At 63.1% G+C, this 15,839-nt stretch carries 16 protein-coding genes; 7 read left to right on the top strand and 9 right to left on the bottom strand.

Features of this window, described 5'->3' with window-relative positions:
* Positions 1-14 precede the first annotated feature (14 nt).
* The 3 genes from radA to katB all read right to left on the bottom strand — a co-directional run bounded on the left by radA (position 15) and on the right by katB (position 3,701).
* Positions 15-1,382, bottom strand: coding sequence for a DNA repair protein RadA (gene radA, locus BLV20_RS23690; RefSeq protein ID WP_092304872.1), 1,368 nt, complete (start codon positions 1,380-1,382; stop codon positions 15-17).
* A 46-nt stretch (positions 1,383-1,428) separates the two neighbouring features.
* Positions 1,429-1,977 carry an ankyrin repeat domain-containing protein gene (locus BLV20_RS23685; protein ID WP_092304871.1) on the bottom strand — a complete coding sequence of 183 codons (549 nt, stop codon included), beginning with the start codon at positions 1,975-1,977 and terminating at the stop codon, positions 1,429-1,431.
* 182 nt (positions 1,978-2,159) lie between these two features.
* Positions 2,160-3,701 carry a catalase KatB gene (gene katB, locus BLV20_RS23680; protein WP_092304870.1) on the bottom strand — a complete coding sequence of 514 codons (1,542 nt, stop codon included), beginning with the start codon at positions 3,699-3,701 and terminating at the stop codon, positions 2,160-2,162.
* 285 nt (positions 3,702-3,986) lie between these two features.
* On the opposite strand from katB, the gene mscL reads away from it, so the two are divergent.
* Positions 3,987-4,400, top strand: coding sequence for a large-conductance mechanosensitive channel protein MscL (gene mscL / locus BLV20_RS23675; protein WP_092304869.1), 414 nt, complete (start codon positions 3,987-3,989; stop codon positions 4,398-4,400).
* 54 nt (positions 4,401-4,454) lie between these two features.
* On the opposite strand, the gene BLV20_RS23670 is transcribed toward mscL, so the two are convergent.
* Positions 4,455-5,231: a ferredoxin--NADP reductase gene (locus BLV20_RS23670; RefSeq protein WP_092304868.1), complete on the bottom strand. Its 777-nt coding sequence runs from the start codon at positions 5,229-5,231 to the stop codon at positions 4,455-4,457.
* A gap of 227 nt (positions 5,232-5,458) precedes the next feature.
* On the opposite strand from BLV20_RS23670, the gene BLV20_RS23665 reads away from it, so the two are divergent.
* Complete coding sequence (locus BLV20_RS23665; protein WP_092304867.1) at positions 5,459-6,583, top strand: methyltransferase; 1,125 nt, start codon at positions 5,459-5,461, stop codon at positions 6,581-6,583.
* Between the two features lie 210 nt (positions 6,584-6,793).
* Here the strand turns inward: BLV20_RS23665 and BLV20_RS23660 are convergent, their stop codons facing one another.
* From BLV20_RS23660 to BLV20_RS23650, 3 genes are all read right to left on the bottom strand, one after another.
* Entirely contained in the window at positions 6,794-6,961 is a 168-nt protein-coding gene (locus BLV20_RS23660) for a DUF2474 domain-containing protein (protein ID WP_092304866.1), read from the bottom strand.
* A gap of 89 nt (positions 6,962-7,050) precedes the next feature.
* A complete protein-coding gene (gene cydB / locus BLV20_RS23655) occupies positions 7,051-8,058 on the bottom strand; it encodes a cytochrome d ubiquinol oxidase subunit II (RefSeq protein WP_092304865.1) in 1,008 nt (335 codons plus the stop codon).
* Between the two features lie 3 nt (positions 8,059-8,061).
* Positions 8,062-9,498, bottom strand: coding sequence for a cytochrome ubiquinol oxidase subunit I (locus BLV20_RS23650; RefSeq protein ID WP_092304864.1), 1,437 nt, complete (start codon positions 9,496-9,498; stop codon positions 8,062-8,064).
* Positions 9,499-10,000: 502 nt separating this feature from the next.
* Between BLV20_RS23650 and BLV20_RS23645 the strand changes: the two genes are divergently transcribed.
* The 3 genes from BLV20_RS23645 (at position 10,001) to BLV20_RS23635 (ending at position 11,931) form a co-directional block, all read left to right on the top strand.
* Entirely contained in the window at positions 10,001-11,239 is a 1,239-nt protein-coding gene (locus BLV20_RS23645; protein WP_092304863.1) for an MFS transporter, read from the top strand.
* A gap of 107 nt (positions 11,240-11,346) precedes the next feature.
* A complete protein-coding gene (locus tag BLV20_RS23640; protein WP_092304862.1) occupies positions 11,347-11,625 on the top strand; it encodes a type II toxin-antitoxin system RelE/ParE family toxin in 279 nt (92 codons plus the stop codon).
* A 15-nt stretch (positions 11,626-11,640) separates the two neighbouring features.
* The gene (locus BLV20_RS23635) at positions 11,641-11,931 is read left to right on the top strand and encodes a HigA family addiction module antitoxin (RefSeq protein WP_092304861.1); all 291 of its coding nucleotides are present in this window, start codon (positions 11,641-11,643) and stop codon (positions 11,929-11,931) included.
* A 3-nt stretch (positions 11,932-11,934) separates the two neighbouring features.
* On the opposite strand, the gene BLV20_RS23630 is transcribed toward BLV20_RS23635, so the two are convergent.
* Positions 11,935-12,486: a DJ-1 family glyoxalase III gene (locus BLV20_RS23630; protein WP_092304860.1), complete on the bottom strand. Its 552-nt coding sequence runs from the start codon at positions 12,484-12,486 to the stop codon at positions 11,935-11,937.
* 69 nt (positions 12,487-12,555) lie between these two features.
* Positions 12,556-13,005 carry a DUF4879 domain-containing protein gene (locus BLV20_RS23625; protein WP_092304859.1) on the bottom strand — a complete coding sequence of 150 codons (450 nt, stop codon included), beginning with the start codon at positions 13,003-13,005 and terminating at the stop codon, positions 12,556-12,558.
* 207 nt (positions 13,006-13,212) lie between these two features.
* Between BLV20_RS23625 and BLV20_RS23620 the strand changes: the two genes are divergently transcribed.
* Together BLV20_RS23620 and trmA are read left to right on the top strand one after the other, a co-directional pair.
* Positions 13,213-14,508, top strand: a complete 1,296-nt coding sequence (locus BLV20_RS23620) for an NCS2 family permease (RefSeq protein ID WP_092304858.1) — start codon at positions 13,213-13,215, stop codon at positions 14,506-14,508.
* On the top strand, positions 14,505-15,584 hold the full coding sequence (trmA, locus tag BLV20_RS23615; RefSeq protein ID WP_092304857.1) for a tRNA (uridine(54)-C5)-methyltransferase TrmA: 1,080 nt from the start codon (positions 14,505-14,507) through the stop codon (positions 15,582-15,584). The genes BLV20_RS23620 and trmA overlap by 4 nt, the downstream gene beginning before the upstream one ends.
* Positions 15,585-15,839 lie beyond the last annotated feature (255 nt).

The raw sequence follows: 15,839 nt of genomic DNA, 5'->3' as shown, positions 1-15,839 counted from the left end.
CTTTCAGTAAGGGATCATTCGAACAGCGCATCCAGCGCCTGTTCCAGACGGGTTACCGCAATGATCCGCAGGCCCTGCGGCGCCTCCTTCGGAGCATTGCCCTTGGGCACGATGGCCCGTTTGAAGCCGTGCTTGGCCGCTTCCTTGAGGCGCTCCTGGCCGCTCGGCACCGGGCGCACTTCGCCGGACAGGCCGACTTCGCCGAACACCAGCAAGTCGTGAGGCAAGGGCCGGTTGCGCAGGCTGGACATCACCGCCGCCATCAACGCCAGGTCGGACGCGGTTTCCAGTACCTTGACCCCGCCGACCACGTTGAGGAACACGTCCTGATCGTGGGTCGGAATGCCGCCGTGGCGATGCAGCACCGCCAATAGCATCGCCAGGCGGTTCTGGTCCAGGCCCAGGGTGACCCGGCGCGGGTTGGCCAGGTGGCTGTCATCCACCAGCGCCTGGACTTCCACCAGCATCGGCCGAGTGCCTTCCCAGGTGGCCATGACCACACTGCCTGGGACTTCTTCCTGGGCACGCGTGAGGAAAATCGCCGAAGGGTTGGACACTTCCTTCAGGCCGCGATCGGTCATGCCGAACACGCCCAGCTCGTTGACCGCGCCGAAGCGGTTCTTCACCGCCCGCAACAAACGCAGGCGGCCGTCGGACTCACCCTCGAAATACAGCACGGTATCGACCATGTGCTCCAGGACCCGTGGCCCGGCCAGCGCGCCCTCCTTGGTCACGTGGCCGACCAGGAAGATCGCCGTGCCGCTCTGCTTGGCGTAGCGCACCAGCAGCGCCGCGCTTTCGCGCACCTGGGAAACCCCGCCTGGGGCCGATTGCAGTTGCTCGGTGAAAATGGTCTGGATCGAGTCGATCACCATGACCTTGGGTTTCTCCACCCGGGCCGTGGCGATGATGGTTTCGATACAGGTTTCGGTCATCACCCGCAGTTGGTCCTGGGGCAGGCCCAGGCGCCGGGCGCGCATCGCCACCTGTTGCTGCGATTCTTCGCCGGTGACATAGAGCGCCGGCATGCGCGTGGCGATGTTGCACAAGGTTTGCAACAGAATGGTCGACTTGCCGATGCCCGGGTCGCCGCCGATCAGCACCACCGAACCGTCGACCAGGCCGCCGCCCAGTACCCGGTCCAGTTCGCCGGAGGCCGTGGAAAAACGCGGGATCTCTTCGACGCTGACTTCGGCCAGGGTCTTGATCTGCGCCTGCTGCCCGGCCCAGCCGGTACGACCGCTGGGGGCCGCGGCGCCGCCGCTTTCCACCATGGTTTCGGTCAGGGTGTTCCAGGCCCCGCATTCGCCGCACTGGCCGGCCCATTTGGGAAAGGTTGCGCCGCACTCGGTGCAGCCGTACATGCGCTTGGCCTTGGCCATCTGATCCCCCGGGCAAAAACCGCGATGATAGCTCAGCTGGAGCGGATCAGCGCGGCGCCGCCATGCGGATTTCACCCTCGGCCAGACGCGTGGCGCTGTTACCCAGCGAGTCCTCGGCATTGAGGTCGGCGCCCTTGGTCGCCAGGGCGTCGAGCAATTCCACCCGCCGGAACAGCCCGGCATACATCGCCGCGGTCTGGCCGGCACCGTTGCGCTGGTCGGGGTTGCAATCGGTGGCCAGCAGGCGTCGGGCGATGCTCACTTCACCCTTGAAAATGGCGCCCATCAGCGCCGTGTTGCCTCTTTTATCCTGCACGCAGGCGTCGGCACCGGCGGCCAGCAAACGCTCCACCGCCAGCCCCTGGCCGTGATACGCCGCAAGGATCAGGGCGGTGTAGCCCTTCTCGTCCTGGGTATCGAGGGAATAACCGGCCTCGATAAAGGTGTTGAGTATCTCGAGGTCGCCGCGACGGGCCGCATCGAAGTAGTAATTCTCAAGCTGGACCTTGACCGCCACCGGGTCCGCGGGGGCCGGTTGTTTTGCATAAGCGCCCAGCGAGCAGGCGGCCAGCAGCAGCGAAATGAACAGGCGCATGGTGCGACTCCCTTGTCTCAAAGATTCTGTGTAGGAGCGAGGCTTGCCCGCGATGACTTCGGCCCGACGTTCGTCAGCTAGAACGCGGTCATCGGTGTTGGGGCCGCTTTGCGGCCGTTCGCGGGCAAGCCTCGCGCCTACATAAAGAAGATGCGTCACGCCGGGGCGTGACGCGGGTTGGATCAATCCGACAGCTTGGCGGCCAGCGCCTTGACGCGAGCCAGGTCGCCCTTGGCCACCTTGGTCACGCCGGTGCCGTACTCGGGGTCGGCCTTGTAGAGGAACGACAGGATGATGTGCTTGCTTTCGTCATCGGTGGTCGCCAGCGAACCGCCAAAACTCTCGATCAGGTCCTGGCGCTCCTTCTGGCTGAACGAGCGATACAGATCGCCGGCCTGCTTGAAGTTCTGCTCGCGCTGGATCTTCGCCTGCTGGGTGCTGCCACTCAGCGCCAGTTGGCTGTAGCGCGCGCCTTGCGGTTCTTCGCGCGGCATCAGTCGGCTCGGCTGGTAGTTCACCCCGGTGCTGGTGCTGCCGATGTTCATCGCGCCGTCCTGGTTGCCATTGTTCACCGCGACTTTCGGTGCGTTGATCGGCAATTGCAGGACGTTGGCGCCCAGGCGATAGAGCTGGGTATCGGCATAGGAGAACACCCGGCCTTGCAGCAGGCGGTCTTCCGATGGCTCGATGCCCGGCACCAGGTTGGCCGGGGCCATGGCTACCTGCTCGGTTTCCTGGAACACGTTGGCCGGGTTGCGGTTGAGCACCATCTGCCCGACTTTGCGCTCAGGCACGCCCGGCCAGATCTTGGTGGCATCCAGCGGGTCGAAATCGAACTTGGCCAAGTCTTCCGGCTTCAGCACCTGGACATACAGGTCCCATTTCGGGAAGTCGCCCTTGTTGATATGCGTTACCAGGTCATGGGTCATATGGCTGTAATCACGGCCCTGCACCTGGACCACTTGTTTAGGGTCGAGGTTGTTGATGCCCTGCAAACTTTTCCAATGAAACTTCACGTAGTGCACTTCGCCCTTGGCATTGACCAACTTGTAGGCGTGCACGCCATTACCGTCCATTTCCCGGTAACTGGCCGGAGTGCCGGAATTGGAATACAGCTCGGTCAGGGTCCGGGTCGCTTCTGGAACATGGGAGAAGAAATCGAAGCGACGCGAATCATCGTCCAGGTTGGTACGTGGATCGGGCTTGAATGCATGAACCATGTCCGGGAACTTGATCGCATCCCGAATAAAGAAAGTCGGGAAGTTGTTGCCGACCAAGTCCCAATTACCCTCGGCGGTATAGAACTTGGTGGCGAAACCGCGTGGGTCACGCAGGGTTTCCGGCGAATGATTGCCGTGCACTACCGCGGAAAAACGCACAAATACCGGGGTCACCTGGCCGGCGGCGAAAACCTTGGCCTTGGTCAGGTCGCTCAGGCTGTCGGTCACGGTGAAAGAGCCATGGGCACCGGTGCCGCGGGCATGCACCACCCGCTCTGGAATGCGCTCGCGATCGAAACGCTGGAGCTTCTGGATCAACTGCACGTCCTGCAGCAAGACCGGCCCGGTAGCACCCGCGGTCTGCGAGTTCTGGTTATCGCCCACCGCTGCCCCGTTATCGCGGGTCAATGTAGCGGCCTGTACGGAAAGAGAAAGCATACTGGCGGCGAGTGCGCCCAATACGCGTCGCTGGGAAAGAGTCCCAAGGCCAATGATCATGGTCATGTTTTATTCCTCTGGTTTTAATCAAACGCATCCAGGTGCGCCTGTCAGAGGCTAGTGACCAATGAGTCGAACTCTAAATAGAAAGGTCGCAACAGTCCGATTGAGAAAATATTCTGGTATGAAAGAACCGGCACAGGTATTTCGCGCGCGATTGATGGCACTTTGTAAACTATTTGCCGTTAACCCGGTCGATAACTGCGAACGCAATAGGCAGTTGCTTCAGCAAGATGCCTTTCGCTGAATTACACTGCGTTCACCAACCTCATCTGTAACAAGGAATAACCTATGGGCGTGCTAAGTGAGTTCAAGGCCTTCGCGGTCAAAGGTAATGTGGTCGACATGGCCGTCGGTATTATCATCGGCGCCGCTTTCGGCAAGATCGTTTCGTCGTTTGTCGGCGATGTGGTGATGCCGCCAATTGGCTTGCTGATCGGTGGGGTGGACTTCAGTGACCTGGCGATCACGCTCAAGGAGGGTGTCGGCGAGACGCCAGCCGTGGTGCTGGCCTACGGCAAATTCATCCAGAGCCTGATCGACTTCATCATCGTTGCTTTTGCCATTTTCATGGGCGTGAAGGCGATCAACCGCCTGAAGCGCGAAGAAGCCGTGGCGCCAACCCTGCCGCCGGTTCCAACCAAGGAAGAAGAGCTGCTGGGCGAGATCCGCGACCTGCTCAAGGCACAGAACAACAAGCCCTGAGGCTGTTGTTACAAGAAAGACGGCGCCCCTTGCTACAAGGCGGCGCCGTTTTTTTTACCAGTAGTTTTCCACCGCCACCTGGCCGGGCCGTCGGGTCAGGCTCAGGTGCATGTCCCGTTGCTTGAGCAAGGCGCGGGTGTCGTCGATCATCTGCGGGTTGCCGCAGAGCATCACGCGCGAGTGCTCGGCGCTCAGTTCTATCCCCGCCGCCCGCTCCAGTTCGCCGCTTTCGAGCAAATGGGTAATCCGCCCATTGAGGCTGCCCGGATGCTGCTCGCGGGTCACGGTGGTGATGACTTGCAGCTTGTGCGCAACTTCCGCCAGATAATCGCGCTCCCTCAGCTCGGCCAGCAATTGCTGATAAGCCAGCTCCTTGGCCTCGCGCACGCTGTAGACCAGGATGATCCGCTCGAATTTCTCCCAGACCTCGAAGTCCTGCAGGATCGAGACAAAAGGCGCGAGCCCGGTTCCGGTGGCCAGCAGCCACAGGTCGTGGCCATCGACGAAACGGTCCAGGGTCAGGTAACCGAACGCTTGCCGGTCCACCAGCAAGGTGTCGCCCTCCCCCAGCCGGCTCAGCTCGCTGGTGAATTCGCCGCCGGGCACGACGATGGAGAAGAACTCGAGAAACTCGTCGAAGGGCGAAGACACCATGGAATACGCGCGCCACACCGTGCTGCCATCGGCCTTGGTCACCCCCAGGCGGGCGAATTGCCCGGCGCGAAAACGAAAACCCGCATCCCGCGTGGTACGCAGGGTAAACAGGCTGGGCGTCAAGGGTTGGACGTCGAGCAAGGTCTGGCGCGTGTATTTTTCTGCACTGGCAGTCATGGCAGGCTCCAATAAGCGAATGCCCTTAGTGTCCCGCAAAGCGCGCGGCAGAAACACCGGCGGTTTGTAATGGCATAGAGCACGGGCAATCAGGCGCAAAAAAACGTACCATTGCCGCCTCTTCGAGCCGATGTCCCGCGGCCTGCGCGCCATCTGCCCGAACGGTCCCGCCCGCCTCGCGCCCCTCCCGCCGGCAGGACATTCACCGATTACCAAGAGTCCGTCCCATGCCCCTGCTCGACAGCCCCTTCGCCCAGCTCGACCTGATCCGCCAGCCCGAACAACAGAACGAGCCCCTGCAAGCTTTCGACGCGGCCGACGAGTATTTGCTCAATCACCTCGCCGAACAGCAGCCGACGGCCGAGACCCGGGTGCTGGTGCTCAACGACAGCTTCGGCGCGCTGGCGGCCAGCCTGGTCGGGCGCGTGCAGGTGCGCAGCAGCGGCGATTCGTTCCTCGGCGCGCTGGCGCTGGAGAAAAACCTGGTGCGCAATGGCCTGCCGTTCGACGCCGTCACCGTGCTGCCCGCCAGCGAGCCGCTGAGCGGGCCGTTCGACCGCGTGCTGATCCGCGTGCCCAAGACCCTGGCCCTGCTGGAAGAACAGCTGATTCGCCTGCAAGGCCAACTGGCCCCGGGCGCCCAGGTGGTGGCCGCGGCGATGGTCAAGCACCTGCCACGGGCCGCCGGCGACCTGCTGGAACGCTACATTGGCCCGGTGCAGGCCTCGCTGGCGGTGAAAAAGGCCCGCTTGCTGATCGCCACCCCGGAGGCGAAAACCCCGGCGGTTTCGCCCTACCCGACCCGCTACAAGCTCGACGAGCCGGCCATCGAGCTGCTCAACCACGCCAACGTGTTCTGCCGCGAAGGCCTGGACATCGGCACCCGCGCCTTCCTCCCGCACCTACCGAAAAACCTCGGCAAGGCCCGGGTCGCGGACCTCGGTTGCGGCAACGGCGTACTGGCCATCGCCAGCGCCCTGCAGAACCCAGAGGCCCACTACACGCTGGTGGACGAATCCTTCATGGCCGTGCAATCGGCCCTGGAAAACTGGCGCGCGACCCTGGGCCAGCGCGAGGTGATCGTGCGCGCCGGCGACGGCCTGGCCGGGCAGGAACCGCAGTCGCTGGACGTGGTGCTGTGCAACCCGCCCTTCCACCAGCAGCAGGTGGTCGGCGATTTCCTCGCCTGGCGCATGTTCCAGCAGGCCCGCGAAGCCCTGGTGGTGGGCGGCGCGCTGTACATCGTCGGCAACCGTCACCTGGGCTATCACAGCAAGCTGGCGCGGCTGTTCCGCGGCGTCGAGCAAGTGGCCGCCACGCCCAAGTTCGTGATCCTCAAGGCCCGCAAATAACCCCCTCTCCATAGGAGCGAAGCTTGCTCGCGATACGTGTCACGCGGACTGCCTGAAGCACTGCGTTATCGTTCATCGCGAGCAATCGAGCGTCGACCGGCTGCTCCTACGGAAGAAAAACGTGGCAACCCCAGACCAAAAAAAACCCTCCAGAGGAGGGTTATAAAACCGTGCCGCGAGGCAACGGGATGGGATGAGCGGTGGTGAAAATCAGTGCGTGGTCAGGCCCGCGGCGTTCATGAACATGCGCATCAGGCTGGCGACGATAAACAGCGCCAGCACGCTGCCGGCCCAGATCCCGGCGAGCCAGCCCAGGCGCTGCCAGAGCGGCTTCTTCTCGGCTTCTTCGATTTCCTGCAACGAGGGTTTACCGGACATGGGCGTGACTCCTCTTATTTCGTGGGGATGGCGCCGGTAAGGACGCCATCGCGAGCAAGCTTCGCTCCTGCAAGGGAGCGATGCATTGGCTAGTGGTAGCCATCTTCGTGGGTGACCTTGCCGCGGAACACGTAGTAGCTCCAGAAGGTGTAACCCAGGATGAACGGGATGATGAACAGCGTGCCCACCAGCATGAAGCCCTGGCTTTGCGGCGGCGCGGCGGCGTCCCAGATCGAGATCGACGGCGGCACGATGTTCGGCCACAGGCTGATGCCCAGGCCGCTGTAGCCGAGGAAGATCAGCACCAGGGTCAGCAAAAACGGCGTGTAGTGAGCATTGCGGGCCACCGCGCGCAGCAGGCCGTACATGGTCACCAGCACCAGGATCGGCACCGGCAGGAACCAGAACAGGTTCGGCAGGGTGAACCAGCGCGAGGCGATTTCCGGATGGGCCAGCGGCGTCCAGATACTGACGATGCCGATCACGCCTAGCAGCACGAAGGCCAAAGGCCGCGCCAGGTCGTGCATCTGCTCCTGCAACTTGCCTTCGGTCTTCATGATCAGCCAGGTGCAGCCGAGCAAGGCATAGGCCACCACCAGCGCGACGCCGCAAAACAGCGTGAACGGCGTGAACCAGTCCAGCGATCCGCCGGCGTACTGGCGGTTGACCACCGGCAGGCCGTCGATGAAAGCACCCAGCGCCAGGCCCTGGAAGAAGGTCGCCGCCACCGAACCACCGATGAACGCCTTGTCCCAGATATGGCGCTTGGCTTCCTTGGCCTTGAAGCGGAACTCGAAGGCCACGCCACGGAAGATCAGGCCGATAAGCATCAGGATCAGCGGCATGTACAGCGCCGAGAGCACCACCGAATAAGCCAGCGGGAAGGCGCCGAACAGCGCGGCACCACCCAGCACCAGCCAGGTTTCGTTGCCGTCCCAGACCGGGGCGACGGTGTTCATCATCACGTCACGGTCGCGTGAGTCCTTGACGAACGGGAAGAGAATCCCGATGCCCAGGTCGAAACCGTCCATGACCACATACATCATGATGCCGAAGATGATAATCACGGCCCAGATCAGCGGAAGATCGATACCCATGACTCAATTCCCCTTGTTCAGGCTGGTGCCGTTGTCTTCGGCATCGTCGTCGGCGGCCGACAGCGGACGGGCCGGCGTGCGTTTCTGGCCAGGGCCGCCGTGGGCGACTTCCTTGCCTTCGTTGGTCTTCGGCCCTTTGCGCACCAGGCGCATCATGTAGCCCAGGCCTGCCCCGAACAGCGCGAAATACACCACGACAAAAAGCGCGAGGGTAATGCTCATCTGCGTCAGGCTATGCCCGGAAGACGCATCCGCGGTGCGCATCAGCCCATAGACCACCCACGGCTGGCGGCCGATCTCGGTGGTGAACCAGCCGGCGAGAATCGCGATCAGGCCGGACGGGCCCATCCACAGCGCCAGGTACAGGAACGCACGGTTGTGGTAGATGCGGTCGCGCTTGCGCAGCCACAGGCTCCACAGGCCGGTGAGGATCATCAGCATGCCCAGGCCGACCATGATCCGGAACGACCAGAACACGATGGTCGAATTCGGTCGGTCTTGCGGCGGGAATTCCTTGAGCGCCGGCACCTGCTTGTCCAGCGAGTGGGTGAGGATGATGCTGCCCAGATACGGGATCTCGACGGCGAACTTGGTCTTCTCTTCCTTCATGTCCGGCCAGCCGAACAGGATCAGCGGGGTCGGCTCGTCACCGACGTTTTCCCAATGGCCTTCGATCGCGGCGATTTTCGCCGGCTGGTGCTTGAGGGTATTGAGGCCATGGAAGTCGCCGATCACGGCCTGGATCGGCGCCACGATCAGGGCCATCCACATGGCCATCGACAGCATGCGGCGAATCGCCGGGTTGTCGCGCCCACGCAGCAGGTGCCAGGCCGCGGACGAACCGACGAAGAACGCCGTGGCGACAAACGCGGCCGTGGCCATGTGCGCCAGGCGGTACGGGAACGAAGGGTTGAACACCACCGCCAGCCAGTCCACCGGAATCACCCGGCCATCGATGATTTCGTAGCCTTGCGGGGTCTGCATCCAACTGTTGGACGAGAGAATCCAGAAGGTCGAAATCAGCGTGCCGACGGCCACCATGACCGTGGAAAAGAAGTGCAGGCCGCGCCCCACGCGGTTCCAGCCGAACAGCATGACCCCGAGGAAACCGGCCTCGAGGAAGAATGCGGTGAGCACTTCATAAGTCAGCAGCGGCCCGGTGACGGCACCGGCAAAATCGGAAAAACGGCTCCAGTTGGTACCGAACTGGTAGGCCATGACCAGGCCCGAGACCACTCCCATGCCGAAGTTGACGGCGAAGATCTTCGACCAGAAGTGGTACAGGTCACGGTAGGTATCGTCGCGAGTCTTGAGCCACAACCCTTCGAGCACCGCGAGGTAGCTCGCCAAACCGATGGTGATGGCGGGGAACAGGATGTGGAATGAGATGGTGAACGCGAACTGAATTCGGGCGAGATCAAGTGCCTCCAAACCGAACATAAGCTTTCCTCTGTCAGGTAATACCGGCTGCCGGCTGGAGGCCTGCACCCACTGTCCCCACGGATATGGAGTGTGGCGAATTCGAATTCGTTCTTTTTAAACCCATCGCAACGCAGGGAGTCTGGCCATGTGGCCGCCAGACCCAACCTTGGAAAAGGTTTTGATCTGGATCAATCAACGTTGAAAGAGTAGTCGCATTTTCATCATCGGTTTGTGTGGTCTTTTGTCGCGTGACAGGTTGCCTCGCCACGTCAAGCACGGGGTTTTCCCGAAGTTTTGCTCTCCCTGTAGCCGCTGCCGCAGGCTGCGATCGACCGGAACGGTCGTGGCGATTTCTGCACCGTCGAAGGTCCTTCGGCCCTTATCGCAGCCTGCGGCAGCGGCTACAGGGATTGGGTTATTTCGAATAAACGGGATAGATGCGAGGCTAACGTTTCTGCAACTATTGGTTACATCTTGGTGATAACCTCGCCTCACTCCACGCCCAAGACCTGCCTTTGAGATGCCTAGCCAAGACCCTCTGCTGCTTCGCCATCACCGTCCGTTCATTGCTTTCTGGCTGGCGCGGATCTTCACCGCCAGCGGCTTCCAGATGCTCACCGTGGCCATTGGCTGGAACCTCTACCAACTGACCGGCAACGTGCTCGACCTGGGCCTGGTCGGGCTGGTGGAGTTCGCGCCGCGGGTGCTGTTCATGCTGCACACCGGGCATGTGGCCGACCGCTATGACCGGCGCAAGGTGGCGGCCATCTGCCAGACGCTGCAGGCACTGATTGCCCTGTCCCTGGCCATCGGCAGCGCGACCCATAACGTCACTCGCGAGATGATCTTCATCCTCGCCTTCCTGCTGGGCGCCGCCCGCTCCTTCGAAATGCCGACCACCCAGGCACTGCTGCCGAGCATCGTGCCCAGCGCGCTGTTCCCGCGCGCCGTGGCGGCCGCCCAGTCGGCCCAGCAATCGGCGACCATCGTCGCGCCGGCCCTGGGCGGGTTGCTCTACGCCTTCGGCAGCGTGTGGGTCTATGGCCCGACCGTGCTGCTGTATGTGATTGCCTGCTGCCTGATGCTCAACCTGCCCGCGCGGCAGACGCCGCTGAACAAGGGCAAGGCCACCCTCGATTCGTTGCTCGCCGGGGTGCGCTTCATACGCAGCCGGCCGGACATTCTCGGCGCCATCTCCCTGGACTTGTTTGCCGTATTGCTGGGCGGCGCCACCGCGCTGCTGCCGGTGTTCGCCAAGGACATTTTGCTCACCGGCGCCTGGGGCCTGGGCCTGCTGCGTTCGGCGCCGGCGGTGGGGGCGCTGCTGATGTCGCTGTGGCTGGCGCGCTTTGCCGTCGACCGCCATGTCGGCCGGGTGATGTTCACCGCCGTCGGCGTGTTCGGTGTCGCCACCATCGCCTTCGGCCTGTCGACCTCGTTCTGGTTCTCGCTTGCGGTGCTGGTGGTGCTGGGCGCGGCGGACATGATCAGCATGGTGATCCGCGCCTCCTTCGTGCAGCTGGAAACCCCGGACGAAATGCGTGGCCGGGTCAGCGCCGTCAACGGCCTGTTCATCGGCGCCTCCAACCAGCTTGGCGAATTCGAGTCCGGGCTCACCGCCCACTGGTTCGGCACCGTGCCGGCGGTGGTCCTGGGCGGAGTCAGCACCCTGCTGGTGACCGGGGTGTGGATAAAACTGTTCCCGACCCTGGCCCGTCGCGATCGCATGCATGAGCCGGTGGAAGAAGCGAAGGCCTGATTCAGGGTGATATGAGCCGCGCGGGAGATGGCCATTGATCGTCCGGTTCACGCGCTGCAATACATATCCGCTGTGAAGAGTGTAATGTATCGCCTTACACTCGCCGCATGATCAAATCCTTTCAGCACAAAGGCCTCAAGGCCTTCTATGAAACGGGATCGACTCGAGGGATCCGGGCCGATCATGCGAGGCGCCTGGCGCGCATGCTGCCTTTCATGGATCACGCGACAGAGCCTGACGATCTCGACCTTCCGGGATGGCGGTTGCATCCGCTCAAGGGCGAGCGTCGCGGATACTGGTCCCTGACCGTATCGGGCAATTGGCGAGTGATTTTTCGTTTTACGGGTTCGGATATCGAGCTGGTCGACTATCTGGATTACCACTGAACAGGAGGCAGGATCATGCCCATGCACAACCCGCCACACCCCGGTGAAACACTACGTGTGGATGTATTGCCCGAGCTGGGAATCAGCGTGACGGAACTGGCCAGGCGTCTTGGCTACGCCCGCCCCCATCTGTCCAAAGTGCTGAATGGCCATGCGCCGATCCGGCCGGAACTGGCGGTAAGGCTGGAACGCGCCGGAATAGGTAAAGCCAAGGTCTGGCTGGCGGTACAGGCTGACTACGATATCTGGCATACCGAGCAAGACTTGTTACCGCGCATCGAGCCTATTGCCGCTCATGTCTGCTGATCGCTAAACCAGCAACTCCCCCTCCACCACCGTCCGCCGGCCCCGGCCGCACAACTGTTCCACCAGGGTCAGGGCGAAACTCAGGGCCGCGCCCGAGCCTTGCGCGGTGATGCAGTTGCCATCCACCACCACCGGCTGGTCGACGAAGTTACAGCCCGACAGCTGATGGCTGGCGCTGGGCAGGCAGGTCATGCGCCGCTGGCGCAGCACCCCGTAACTCTGCAAGGCCACGGCCGGCGCTTCGCCGATGCCGGCGAACAGGCGTCCGGCGGCGGCCTGGTCCTTGACCAATTGCATCAGCGGTTGATGCGCCGCCAGGTGCTGCGCGCCCACGGCGCCACCGGGCAGCACGACAAGGTCGAAGTTCTGCGCCAGCACATCCACCAGCATGCCGTCGGCGGTCATGCGGGTGCCGCGGGCGCAGGTGAGCATGCGCCGCCCTTCGATGCTGGCCACCAGCACTTCGACTTGAGCGCGGCGCAGCACATCGATCAGGGTCACGCTTTGCAGGTCGTCGACACCCTCGGCGAGGGGAATCAGGGCTCTAAAGGTCATGGGCTGTGTCCGCGATAAGGTCTTTAAAGCTTAGTCAGCTTTCCTTGCCCCCGCGTTCGGGCACAGGCGTCACTTGATCTGGATCTGCGCGCTCATGCTGTTGCCCGGCGCATTGAGCGAAGTGTTGCTGAAGGTGAAGGTGCCTTCCTGCTTGCCGGCCAGGTCGAAGGTATAGATGTAGCCGACGGTGATCCCGGCGTTACCGCACGGCACCAGGCTGGAGCCTTCCTCGCAGACCGCCGCGCGCGTGCCGTTGACCTCGAAGCCATCCAGCGCCACGCGGGGCTGGCGGCCGTAGCCGATTTCCAGCACATACACCTTGATATTCGGGCCCTGGTGATCGCAGGAGGTCTTGTCGCGCCCGTCCGACACATCTTCCAGGCCGCACGAAGGCGACTCGACCTTGAGGATCTCCACCTGGCTCAAGGGCGGCGCGGAACGGGCCATGGCCGCCGGTGCGCCCCACCACAAGGTGCTCGCCGCTGCCGCCAGGGCCAGCGTTTTGATCGTGCCGTGCATAAGTTCCCCCTAAAAACGTCGGCGCAGTATGCCCCAGTCGCCACCTTGGCAAAACATCGCCGACGATCGCAGCCATAGCCTTACGCTGCTGGTATGATGCGCGGCTTTTTCCGACCAGCACAAAATCCCCGGACGCTTTTTTATGGTCTGTGCTTTGCTGTCTGGGTCGATACATTCACGGCGCCCTGCGCGCCACGGGGAGCAGACATGCTGGAAAGGCTGTTTCAACTCAAGGCACACAACACCAACGTGCGGACCGAGATTCTCGCGGGCCTCACCACCTTCCTGGCCATGGCCTACATTCTCTTCGTCAACCCGAGCATCCTCGGCGAGACCGGCATGGACAAGGGCGCGGTGTTCGTCGCCACCTGCCTGGCCGCCGCCATCGGCTCGACCGTGATGGGCCTGATCGCCAACTACCCGATCGCCCTCGCGCCGGGCATGGGCCTGAACGCCTTCTTCACCTACACCGTGGTCCTGCACATGGGCCATACCTGGCAAGTGGCGCTGGGCGCGGTGTTCATCTCGGCGGTGCTGTTCTTCCTGCTGTCGATCTTCAAGATCCGCGAATGGATCATCAACAGCATCCCGCTGCCGCTGCGCTCGGCGATCGCCGCCGGCATCGGCCTGTTCCTGGCGCTGATCGCCCTGCACAACGCCGGCATCGTGGTCGGCAACCCGGCGACCATGGTCGGCCTCGGCGACCTCAAGCAGCCGGCGCCGATCCTCGCGACCCTGGGCTTTGCCCTGATCGTCGCCCTGGAAGCCCTGAAAGTCCGCGGCGCGGTGCTGATCGGCATCCTCTCGGTGACCATCGTCTCCATCGCCCTGGGCTTCACCCCGTTCGGCGGCGTGACCTCGATGCCGCCTTCGCTGGCCCCGACCTTCCTGCAACTGGACATCAAGGGCGCGCTGGACATCGGCCTGGTCAGCGTGATCTTCGCCTTCCTGTTCGTCGACCTGTTCGACAACTCCGGCACCCTGATCGGCGTCGCCAAGCGCGCCGGCCTGATGGGCAAGGACGGCCACATGCCGAAAATGGGCCGGGCCCTGATCGCCGACAGCACCGCGGCCATGGCCGGCTCCCTGCTGGGCACCTCGACCACCACCAGCTACATCGAATCCGCCGCGGGCGTCAGCGCCGGTGGCCGCACCGGCCTGACCGCCATCGTCGTGGCGATCCTGTTCCTGCTGGCGCTGTTCTTCTCGCCGCTGGCGGCCAGCGTCCCGGCCTTCGCCACCGCCCCGGCCCTGCTGTTCGTCGCGGTGCTGATGACATCGGGCCTGGCGGAAATAGACTGGGAAGACATCACCGTCGCCGCGCCAGTCGTGGTCACTGCCCTGGCCATGCCATTCACTTACTCCATCGCCAACGGCATCGCCTTCGGTTTCATTGCCTGGACCGCGATCAAACTGCTGTCCGGCCGTGGCCGTGAGCTGAACGCGCCGCTGGTGATCCTGTCGATACTGTTTGTGATCAAGTTGGGTTGGTTCAACGCATGACTTTCGATTCCCAGGCTTACGCCACCCAGCTCGCCGACAAGGTCGCGCGCCTGCGTGAACTGCTGGCGCCGTTCGATGCGCCAGAGCCGACCGTGTTCGACTCGCCGCTGCAGAACTTCCGCCTGCGCGCGGAGTTCCGCCTGTGGCGCGAAGCCGGCGAGCGTCATTACGCGATGTTTTCCCAGGAAGACAAACGCACGCCGATCCTGATCGAGGAATTCCCGATCGCCAGCCAGCGCATCAATCAGCTGATGCCGCAACTCAAGGCCGCCTGGCAAGCCAGCAGCGCCTTGAGCCACAAGCTGTTCCAGGTCGAGTTCCTCACCACCCTGGCCGGCGACGCGATGATCACCCTGTGTTATCACCGCCCGCTGGACGAGCACTGGCACGCCGCGGCGAGCCAGCTGGCAGCCGACCTGAACGTCAGCGTGATCGGCCGTTCCAAGGGCAAGCGCGAAGTGATCGGCCACGATTACGTGGTGGAGAAACTCGAAGTCGGCGGGCGCACCTTCAGCTACCGCCAGCCCGAAGGCGCCTTCACCCAGCCCAACGGCACGGTCAACCAGAAGATGCTCAACTGGGCCTACGACGCCCTGGGCGATCGCCCCGACGACCTGCTGGAGCTGTACTGCGGCAACGGCAACTTCACCCTGCCGCTGGCCACCCGGGTGCGCAAGGTACTGGCCACCGAAATCAGCAAGACCTCGGTCAACGCGGCCCTGAGCAACCTCAGCGAAAACGCGGTGGAGAACGTCACCCTGGTGCGTTTGTCCGCCGAAGAGCTGACCGAGGCGCTGAACGAAGTGCGTCCGTTCCGCCGCCTGCAGGGCGTGGACCTGAAAAGCTACGAGTTCGGCAGCGTGTTCGTCGACCCGCCGCGCGCCGGCATGGACCCGGACACCTGCGAGCTGACCCGGCGCTTCGACAACATCCTGTACATCTCGTGCAACCCAGAGACCCTGGCGGCCAACATCGCCCAATTGCACGACACCCACCGCATCACCCGCTGCGCGATGTTCGACCAGTTCCCGTGGACCCACCACATGGAATCCGGGGTCTTGCTGACCCGGCGTTAATTGCCTGTCGCCCGCCACAAAAAGGCCGTCCCCGCGACGGCTTTTTTGTGCCCGAGCCTTTCATGGCAGCCTCTGCACCTTGCCCGCCAACCGGCTGTGCGGCCGTTGCAGCCCCGCCTGAAGTGGGTTGGCGAATACCACACGCAACAGGGATACGTTCGATCACCGAACACTTAATGCCAGCGCCAGCGTTTCGTCGTCCCGGTGCAATTGACCAAATTAACCAGTTAGTACAATTTATCCCCAGCCGCCGGC

It is taken from the genome of Pseudomonas sp. NFIX28, from assembly GCF_900107395.1.
Classification (GTDB): Bacteria; Pseudomonadota; Gammaproteobacteria; order Pseudomonadales; family Pseudomonadaceae; genus Aquipseudomonas.
Note: the sequence above shows the minus strand (reverse complement) of the source record. Positions and strands in the feature narration are given on the sequence as shown.